Raw genomic sequence first — 7,290 nt, forward strand, 5'->3', positions numbered from 1 at the left:
GAACCGCGCGCCCAGGCGATCGCCAAACTCGCCGGCAATCACGGCCGTTGCAGGTGAGCCGGCTCGACACGCAGGAGCCGGCCGAGGCCGCCCACGATGTCGCCCACGATGTCGCCCACGATGCCGCCCCACCCGACCACGACGACCCGCCACTGAGGTGAGCGGGTACGCTCGCCGCGCGCGGTAACCTCATTCTCAAAGCTCAGGCAATTCGGAGAGGAAGGGGACCAGGAAGCACATGACCGCGCCCGGCGATGAAACCGATGAAACCGATGAAACCGAAGTGACACGTGGCGACCGCTTCATCGGGACGGCCGTGGCGATACTGGGCGAAACGGGACGCACGGACTTCACCGTGCAGGAGGTCGTCACCCGCTCGAAAACCTCACTGCGGGCTTTCTACCAGCATTTCAGCAGCAAAGACGAGTTGCTGCTCGCGCTGTTCGAGCGAACCATCGCGCAATCGGCGCTGTCGTGGCGTGCCGAAACCGCCGCACTGGACGGTGCCGCCGCACTCAAGCTCGTCCTCGACCGCATCAGCCAGCAACCGGAGTCGACCACCCAGGACAGCCTCAACCGGGCGCTGACCCTCTACAACCAGCATCTGGCCGAGACACGCCCGCGCGAATACGCCCGGGTGCTGTCCCCCTTGCATCAGCTGATCAGCGACATCGTGGGCCAGGGCATCACCGAGGGAGTTTTCAACCCGGAACTCGATGTCGGGGCGGCGGCCGCGATCGTGATGCAGACCGTGATGGGCGCGCGGCGGCTGCATTGGCTGGGCACCGAATTGACCGGAACACCGGTCGACGCGGGCCAGCTGTATGACTTCTGCAGCCGCGCTCTGGGCATCCGGAACGCCGACGACGAGACTGCCGCGGCCTCCCTGCGAAATTTGTTCGCTCAGGTCGGCATGCGGCCGGGCACCCGCGACGGCGAGTTCGCGATGAGGATGCCCGTCAGCCCCCAGGTGGTCAACACCTCCGGGGCCCTGCAAGGGGGTCTGATCGCCACGCTGGTGGACGTGGCGGGCGGGCAGTTCGGCCTGGACCATCTGCGGCCGGGCACCACCATGACCACCGCCGACCTGTTCGTCCGCTATCTGCGGCCGATCCGCAGCGGCTCGGCCGTGGCGGTGCCGCGCATGTTGCGGACCGGCCGGCGGGCGATGGTCATGCAGGTCGACATCTACGGCGACGGCCACGACGAGGGAGACGAACTCGCCGCGACGGCGACCGTGAACTTCGCGATCATCCACGGGGCGACACCGACGGCGGGCCTGGGGGCCGAGTAGCAGCCGATACACCCGATTCCGCAAAAATGGTAACGCCATTACCACACAATGAGAATCCTGACGTCGAGGAGATCGCCATGCCGTCTCGCGAGCTTCCCTTCCCCGTGTTCGACGCGGACAACCACCTGTACGAGCCGCAGGAGGCGCTGACCAAGTTCCTCCCGGAGAAGCGCAAGAACGTCATCGACTACGTGCAGGTTCGCGGTCGCACCAAGATCGTGGTGCGCGGCCACATCAGCGACTACATCCCCAACCCGACGTTCGAGGTGGTGGCGCGCCCCGGAGCCCAGGAGGAGTACTTCCGCAACGGCAGCGGCGGCAAGAGCTACCGCGAGATCCTGGGCGAGCCCATGAAGGCCATTCCCGCCTTCCGCGAGCCGGCCGCGCGTCTGGAAGTGATGGACGAGCTCGGCCTCGACTTCGCCCTGATGTTCCCGACCCTGGCCAGCCTGGTCGAGGAGCGGATGAAGGACGACCCGCAGATGACCCACGACGTCATCCACGCGCTCAACCAGTGGATGTACGAGCAGTGGTCGTTCAACTACCGCGACCGCATCTTCGCGACCCCGGTGATCACGCTGCCGATCGTCGAACGCGCACTCGAGGAACTGCAGTGGTGCCTGGAGCGCGGCGCGCGCACCGTCCTGGTCCGCCCGGCGCCGGTGCCCGGCTACCGGGGCAGCCGCTCGTTCGGACTCGAGGAGTTCGACCCGTTCTGGCAGGCCTGCGTACGCGCCGAGATCCCCGTCTCGATGCATGCCTCGGACAGTGGCTACTCGGAGCTGCTCAACATCTGGGAGCCCGGCGACGAATTCCTGCCGTTCAAGCCGACCGCGTTCCGCAGCCTGGCCATGGGCCACCGGCCCGTCGAGGACGCGTTCGGTGCGCTGATCTGCCACGGCGCGCTGTCCCGCAATCCCGACCTGCGGATCCTGTCGATCGAGAACGGTGCCGACTGGGTCCCACACCTTTTCAAGGGACTCACGAGCGTCTACAAGAAGATGCCGCAGGCATTCAGCGAGGACCCGATCGAGAGCTTCAAACGGTGCGTGTACGTCAGCCCGTTCTGGGAGGACCGCTTCGCCGAGATCGTCGACATGGTGGGCACCGACCGGGTGGTCTTCGGATCCGACTGGCCCCACCCCGAGGGCCTGAAGGACCCGCTCTCCTTCGTTGACGAGCTCAAGGAATTCAGCCGGGAGGACGTCGAGAAGATCATGGGCGGCAACATGATGAAGCTGATGAAGGTCTCCGCGCCCGACTCGAAGAAGACGGTCTCAGCCTGACCACCGGGTCACAACCTATCCGCGGTCGGCAACAGGTCCACGCACGTACACAACCCACGTCAACACGGCGAAGCCGATGTAGCACACCAAGAAAATCCACAGGGCCGGCGTCTCGGTGTGCGTCGTGAGGTAGGACTGACGCAACGCCACGTCGATGAGAAAGCCGCCGAATGCCCCGACCGCATCGGCGAATCCCACCATCGCACCACCGACGCTTTTCGACCACCGCGTGCGGTCGTCCTCGCTGAGCCCCAGGGTGTGGCTGCGTTCCTCGAACACCGACGGGATCATCTTGTAGATCGACCCGTTGCCGGCTCCGGCCAGCGTGAACAGGACAACGAAGCCGACCACATACGGGATGATCGCGACCGGCTTGATCTGGCCACTCGTGTCGGAGGCGGTGCTACCCCAAATCAGCAGTGCGGCAGCGAAAATCATGCCGCCGAACACGCCGAGTGTTACTCGTTCGCCGCCGAGGCGGTCGGCAAGCTTGCCGCCGTAGACTCGGGACAGCGACCCGAGCAGCGGACCGACGAAGGCGATCTCGGCCGCGTGCAGCGAAGCCTGCGACGCACTTTGTCCGGCGTCGATGAACTTCAGGTGCAGCACCTGGCTGAGCGCAAACGCGAATCCGATGAACGATCCGAAACTGCCCACGTAGAGCAGGGAGAGCCGCCAGGTGTCGGGCTGCTTGAACATGGTCTTCATCGCGGCGAAGTCGACGTTGTAATCGGCGATGTTGTCCATGAAGAAGAAGGCGCCGATACCGGTGACAGTCAGCAAGAGCATGTAGGTGGCGGGTATCCAATATGGCTGGTTGTGGCCCGCTATCGCGATCACCAGCAGACCGAACAACTGGATCACGGGAACACCGATATTGCCTCCGCCCGCATTGAGGCCGAGCGCCCAACCCTTGAGCCGCTGCGGGTAGAACGCGTTGATGTTGGTCATCGCCGCCGAAAAGTTTCCACCACCGAGTCCGGTCAGTGCCGCGCACACCAGAAACGGCCACAGTGGCAAACCAGGATGAGCCAGCAACCAGATCGAGCCCGCGGCGGGGACGAGCAGTATCAGTGTGCTGGCCACGGTGAAATTACGGCCACCCAGCAGACCGATACCCAGGGTATAGGGAACGCGCGCGATAGCGCCCACCAGGGTATTGACGGCAAGCAGCAAGAACTTGTCGCTCGCGTCGAACCCGAACTGGGATTCCGGCATGAACAACACCAACACCGACCAGAACGTCCAAACCCCGAATGCGACGTGGTCGGTGGCAATCGACCAGGCCATGTTGCGCCGGGCGATCCGATGATTGCGTTCCTGCCAAGCCGTGGTGTCTTCGGGGTTCCAGTCGACAAGCTGATGCGGACGGCCCACGGAATCTCCTCTCTTGTCGCGATCTTCGCTCTTGACACGACCGACGTTTCACCGGACGGGATGCCCGCCACGAGCGATAAAAAACGCTGTCCACAGAGATTTCCGTCCACGGCGCTCAAATTCCCGCGGCACCTCGGCAATCCAGATGGATCCGCACGCACCCGCAACTCAATGCCTGCGGCGCTCGCAGCGCGCTGAAGGCATCCCGACGAATCGGCAAATCTGAGTGTTCCCAGCCGCCGAATTGAAGAAAATCGAATGTTTTGGACCTCTTTATCCGGGTAGAAGCGAAACCACCATGGCGCGCCTCCGACGGTGGCCAGCGACTCGAAAGGGCTCAGGTGGACTTCGTCTCGTTACCTCCGGAGATCAATTCAGGTCTCATGTACACCGGCCCCGGGCCGGGACCGCTGCTCGGCGCCGCTGCAGCGTGGGACAGCCTCGCCGCCGAACTGCATTCGACGGCGGCGTCATATTCCTCGGTGATTTCGGGACTGACCGCCGCCTGGCGCGGTCCGTCTTCTGTGGCAATGGCCACTGCGGCGGCACCCTTCATGGTTTGGATGAGCACCACCGCCGCACAGGCCGAGCAGACCGCCAGTCAAGCCAGGGCAGCCGTCGCCGCCTACGAGGCCGCGTTCGCGGCGACCGTGCCCCCGGCGTCGATCGCGGCCAACCGCGCACAACTCATCGCGCTGATCGCGACGAATTTCTTCGGCCAGAACACACCGGCGATCATGGCCACCGAAGCCCAGTACACGGAGATGTGGGGCCAGGATGCGGCGGCGATGTACGGCTATGCCGGCTCGTCGGCGTCCGCATCGCAGTTCACCCCGTTCAGCCGGCCGCCGCATACCACCAACTCAGGAGCGATGGGCGGCTCGGGCGCCGCGGCTGCGGAAACCGCGGCCACGAACGCGCAGGCGCTGCCCCAGGCGATGGTCGCGGCGCCCCAGTCGCTGCAAAGCCTGGCAGCCCCCGCAGCGGCGGCTGCCCCATTTGCAGCCCCGGCCGCCGATCCGACGGGGCTGCTGTCGGCGCTGGACAGCTTCACCACCGGGCCGCTGTCGCCGGCGTCGCTGTTCACCATTCCGGGGGTGAATTATCTCTTGGGCACCCAGCTGTACCTCACGCCTCAAGCCGGGGCGAACCTGACCAGTTCGGCTGAGAATTACGGCAAAGCCGTCGCGAAGGAATCAACCTCAGGGCTCGCAGGAAGCGGAATGGCCCCGCGAACGGTGAGCGCCGGTACCGGCCGCGCGGGCCTTGTCGGGAGGTTGTCAGTGCCCCAAGGCTGGGCGTCGGCCGCTCCGGAGATCAAGACGATCGCGTCGATCTTGCCGCGGGGCCCCATGAGCGCGGCGCCGGCGATGCTCGCGGCCGAAAGCCCGTCGAGCCTCTACGGCCCCATGGCCTTGTCGGGTCTGGCCGGTCGCACCGTGGTCGGCAACGGGGGCGCCGGGACGCGGTACGCCGGCACGAGAAGCACTGCCGCCGTTGACGAGGTCGCGACCACATCCAACATTTTCGTGATACCCGAGACCGACGATTTCGAGATACCGGAGGCCGGCGAATGACCACTACCGGCGCGGCACCACGAATGCACACCGAAACCGCCAATGCGGCAACGACGAGACACGGAGCTTAGCAATGGATTACGGAGCCTTACCTCCCGAAATCAACTCCGCGCGCATGTATGCCGGGCCAGGGGCGCAACCCATGCTGGCCGCCGCGGCGGCCTGGGACCGGCTGGCCGCCGAGCTACGCTCGACCGCCGCGTCGTATTCCGCGGTGATCTCGGGTCTGACCGGCGCCTGGCTGGGACCGGCGGCGCAGCGGATGGCGGCGGCCGCCGCGCCGTACGCGGCGTGGCTGAACACCACCGCCGTGCGGGCCGAGCAGACGGCCAACCTGGCCAGGACCGCGGCAGCGGCCTACGAGAACGCGTTCGCCGCGACGGTGCCGCCGCCGGTGGTGGCAGCGAACCGTGCCCAGCTGGCGTCGCTGGTGTCGACAAATGTTTTCGGTCAGAACACTGCTGCGATCGCGGCCAACGAAGCCTGGTACGCCGGCATGTGGGCCAGGGATGCCGCGGCAATGTACGGCTACGCCGGCCAATCAGCGGCCGCTTCCGCGCTGACACCGTTCCATCCGGCCGCGCAGAACACCAACCCGGCAGGTGCAGCCGGGCAAGCGGGCGCGGTCACGCAGATGGTCGGTAACTCGACCGCAATGAGCGCCCAATCGGTGCTTGCTCACGTGACGTCTGCGGCGACCGGCGCGTTGCGAGTCCTCGCCGCGCCCGCCGGAGCGGATCCGTCCGGGTCGCTGTCAGGACTGACGAATTTGCTCAACGCCCTGAACTCGTCCACGCTGGCGAAGATCTTCGGGAACGTCGAGCTGCTACCGAAAGCCGTACTGCCGGCCAATGATGTGTTGATCAGCACCATCGAGGGCCTTGTCATCGGCGGACGAACCCTGGGCGATATGACCGTCGCGGTCAAGGCGTCGGCAGGCAGCGCGGTCTCGGAGCTGACGGCGGGGCTGAGTTCGACCGGGTCTGCGACGATGTCGGCGGGTGTCGGCCAAGCCGGACTGATCGGAAACTTGTCCGTCCCGCCGAGTTGGGCAGCGGCCACCCCGGCGATCCGCACTGCTGCGGCGGTGTTGTCTATCAACGCGGCAGGCTCGATACCGGCAGGCGCGGTGAGCCAGGGAACCCTGTTCGGCGGAATGGCGGCGGCGGGTATGGTCGGAGGCGCGTTCGGGACCGCGGTGCCGCGCATGGCAGCCGGTTCCGTAGCCAGAGGAACCGACGCCGTGGTCAAGAAACGCAAAGAACTCAAAAACGGCGACTCTCAAAGGGACTTGAAAAAGATCGTCGCTGCAATGTCGGACAAACCGGAGAACGTGCAACATTGGCACACCGACAGTGAAAACCTCGACAGCCTGCTGGCCGAGCTGCAGAAGAAGCCGGGTATCCACGCCGTGCACGTATCCAAGAAGGGCAAGCTGGATATGGCATCGGCGCCGATACGGTCGACCTGAATTCCCACTTGACCCGAAGCCGGACAGATCACCGCACGTGGGCGGGTGACCACGAGCGAATGCCGTTGTCAGGAAGAGCTTTGGACTGCGTGAACCGCATCCGGAATGCGCCCCTGACCAGCGACCACCACGCCCTCCCGCCACGCCCTTCCGCCACGAACTCCCACCAGAAGGACTGCCATCGACGTCCGCGGCCGGTCGCGAAGCAGACAGCACCCACCGTCAAGCACCCGGCATCGTCCACCCGGCATCGTCCACCCGGCATCGTCCACCCGGCATCCTCCA

General features: G+C 65.7%; 5 protein-coding genes. 4 read left to right on the forward strand and 1 reads right to left on the reverse strand.

Going from position 1 to position 7,290, the window contains the following annotated elements; genetic code table 11:
* Positions 1–238 precede the first annotated feature (238 nt).
* Both AC2VOK_RS07475 and AC2VOK_RS07480 read left to right on the forward strand, forming a co-directional pair.
* On the forward strand, positions 239–1,294 hold the full coding sequence (locus tag AC2VOK_RS07475) for a hotdog fold thioesterase (protein WP_428899897.1): 1,056 nt from the start codon (positions 239–241) through the stop codon (positions 1,292–1,294).
* A 77-nt stretch (positions 1,295–1,371) separates the two neighbouring features.
* A complete protein-coding gene (locus tag AC2VOK_RS07480) occupies positions 1,372–2,580 on the forward strand; it encodes an amidohydrolase family protein (RefSeq protein ID WP_428899898.1) in 1,209 nt (402 codons plus the stop codon).
* Positions 2,581–2,595: 15 nt separating this feature from the next.
* Here AC2VOK_RS07480 and AC2VOK_RS07485 read toward each other — a convergent pair whose 3' ends face one another.
* On the reverse strand, positions 2,596–3,957 hold the full coding sequence (locus tag AC2VOK_RS07485) for a nitrate/nitrite transporter (RefSeq protein WP_428899899.1): 1,362 nt from the start codon (positions 3,955–3,957) through the stop codon (positions 2,596–2,598).
* A gap of 341 nt (positions 3,958–4,298) precedes the next feature.
* Between AC2VOK_RS07485 and AC2VOK_RS07490 the strand changes: the two genes are divergently transcribed.
* Positions 4,299–5,534, forward strand: coding sequence for a PPE family protein (locus tag AC2VOK_RS07490; protein WP_428899900.1), 1,236 nt, complete (start codon positions 4,299–4,301; stop codon positions 5,532–5,534).
* Between the two features lie 73 nt (positions 5,535–5,607).
* Positions 5,608–7,005, forward strand: a complete 1,398-nt coding sequence (locus AC2VOK_RS07495) for a PPE family protein (RefSeq protein ID WP_343709169.1) — start codon at positions 5,608–5,610, stop codon at positions 7,003–7,005.
* Positions 7,006–7,290: the final 285 nt, after the last annotated feature.

Source organism: Mycobacterium sp. TH-M116 (genome assembly GCF_057473685.1).